Origin of the sequence: Paracoccus sp. MKU1 (assembly GCF_001447385.1) — a bacterium.
Lineage (GTDB): Bacteria > Pseudomonadota > Alphaproteobacteria > Rhodobacterales > Rhodobacteraceae > Paracoccus.
Genome location: NZ_LLWQ01000069.1, coordinates 1 through 2,248, shown reverse-complemented (window position 1 = coordinate 2,248; position 2,248 = coordinate 1). Strand labels below are relative to the sequence as shown.

Sequence of the window (2,248 nt, the reverse complement as noted above, 5' to 3'; positions counted from 1 at the left end):
CATCCCCGGCTCATAGCCCGGGCCGGGAGTGCCGTCGGCATTCAGCCCCATCTCGCCGGCGACGACGCCGACCACGCGGCTGCCCTCATTGACCAGCTGCGAGCAGGCCATGCCGGGGAAGATTTCCACTTCCAGCGCCTCGGCCTGCTCGGCCAGCCAGCGGCAGACATTGCCCATCGAGACGATGTATTTGCCGTGATTGTTCATCAGGGGCGGCATGGGCCAGTTCGGCACCCGCACCTGGCCATGCGGGCCGAGGATGTAGAAGTTGTCGCTGGTGACTTCGGTGGTGACCGGGGCACCCCTGTCCTTCCAGTCCGGGATCAGCTTGTCGAGACCGGCGGTGTCCAGCACCGCGCCCGACAGGATATGCGCGCCGATCTCCGAGCCCTTTTCCAGCAGCACCACGGAAAGCGCGGGGTTCACCTGCTTCAGCCGGATCGCCGCCGACAGGCCCGCAGGCCCGCCGCCGACGATCACCACGTCGTATTCCATCGACTCGCGAATGATATCAGTCATGTTCGATTCTCCTGGACGGAACCCCGGGGAGGTAAGTGACGGGGTTCCGTCCTTCCCGACTGACGGAAGATGTCGTCGGGGACACGAATATCGGTGACGCTCAGAGCTTGCCGGTCAGTTCCGGGACGACGGAGAACAGGTCGCCGACCAGGCCGTAATCGGCGATCTGGAAGATCGGCGCCTCCTCGTCCTTGTTGATCGCCACGATCACCTTGCTGTCCTTCATCCCCGCAAGGTGCTGGATCGCGCCCGAGATGCCCACCGCGACGTAAAGCTCGGGCGCCACCACCTTGCCGGTCTGGCCCACCTGCCAGTCGTTCGGCGCATAGCCCGAATCCACCGCCGCGCGCGAGGCACCCACCGCGGCGCCGAGCTTGTCGGCCAGCGCCTCGATGATCGCGAAGCTCTCCTTCGAGCCCAGGCCCCGGCCGCCCGAGACCACGCGCCTGGCCGAGGTCAGCTCGGGACGGTCGCTCTCGGCCACCTCGTCGGCGACCCAGGCCGACAGGCCGGGATCGGCGGCGGCGGCGGTCTCGGCCACGGCGGCCGAACCGCCCTCGCCCGCCGCGTCGAAGCTGGCGGTGCGGATGGTGAAGACCTTCTTGGCGTCCTTCGACTTCACCACCTGGATGGCGTTGCCGGCATAGATCGGGCGCTCGAACGTGTCCGCGTCGAGGATGGCCGAGACGTCCGACAGCACCATCACGTCGAGAAGCGCCGCAACCCGCGGCATGACGTTCTTGGCGTCCGTCGTCGCCGGCGCGGCGATGTGGTCGTAATCGCCGGCAAGGCCCACGATCAGCGCCGCGGTCGGCTCGGCCAGGCGGTGACCGTAGAGCGGCGCTTCCGCCACCAGCACCTTCGCGACGCCGGCGATCTTCGCGGCCTCCTCGGCGGCGGCTTTCGCCGAGGCGCCGGCGCAGAGCACCGTCACATCGCCCAAGGCGCCGACCGCCTGCACCGCCTTCGCCGTCGCGTCGCGGTTCAGCGCGCCATTCGTGACTTCGCCAAGCAGCAGAACAGCCATCAGATCACCCCCGCTTCTTTCAGCTTGCCCACCAGCTCGTCCACCGAGCCGACCTTGATGCCGGCCTTGCGGCCCTCGGGCTCGCGCACCGAGACCACCTCCAGCCGCGGCGCGATGTCGACGCCGTAATCTCCGGCGGTCTTTTCATCGAGCGGCTTCTTCTTCGCCTTCATGATATTCGGCAGCGAGGCATAGCGCGGTTCGTTCAGCCGCAGGTCGGCGGTGACCACCGCCGGCAGCGCCACCGCGATGGTCTGGAGGCCGCCGTCGACCTCGCGGGTGACCTTGGCCTTGCCGCCCTCGATCTCGACTTTCGAGGCGAAGGTCGCCTGCGCCCAGCCCAGGATCGCCGCCAGCATCTGGCCGGTGGCGTTCATGTCGTTGTCGATGGCCTGCTTGCCGGCGATGATGAGTTCGGTGCCTTCGGCCTTGGCCACCGCGGCGAGGATCTTCGCCACCGCCAGCGGCTCGATGTCCTGCTGCACGTCGTCCGCGGCCACCACCAGGATCGCCCGGTCCGCGCCCATGGCCAGCGCGGTGCGCAGCGTCTCGGCCGCCTGCTTGACGCCGATGCTGACGGCGATCACCTCCTCGGCCTGACCCTTCTCCTTCAGACGGATCGCCTCCTCGACCGCGATCTCGTCGAACGGGTTCATCGACATCTTCACATTCGCCAAATCGACACCAGACCCGTCGCTCTTA

Annotated in this window: 3 protein-coding genes; all 3 read right to left on the bottom strand. The window is 67.8% G+C overall.

Annotation, left to right across the window (positions count from 1 at the left end; translation table 11 throughout):
- On the bottom strand, positions 1-519 hold a 519-nt coding region (locus AQY21_RS04840; RefSeq protein WP_152988101.1), incomplete at its 3' end, for an NAD(P)/FAD-dependent oxidoreductase.
- 100 nt (positions 520-619) lie between these two features.
- A complete protein-coding gene (locus AQY21_RS04835; protein ID WP_058096653.1) occupies positions 620-1,546 on the bottom strand; it encodes an electron transfer flavoprotein subunit alpha/FixB family protein in 927 nt (308 codons plus the stop codon).
- On the bottom strand, positions 1,546-2,248 hold a 703-nt coding region (locus AQY21_RS04830), incomplete at its 5' end, for an electron transfer flavoprotein subunit beta/FixA family protein (RefSeq protein WP_058096652.1). The genes AQY21_RS04830 and AQY21_RS04835, both read right to left, overlap by 1 nt.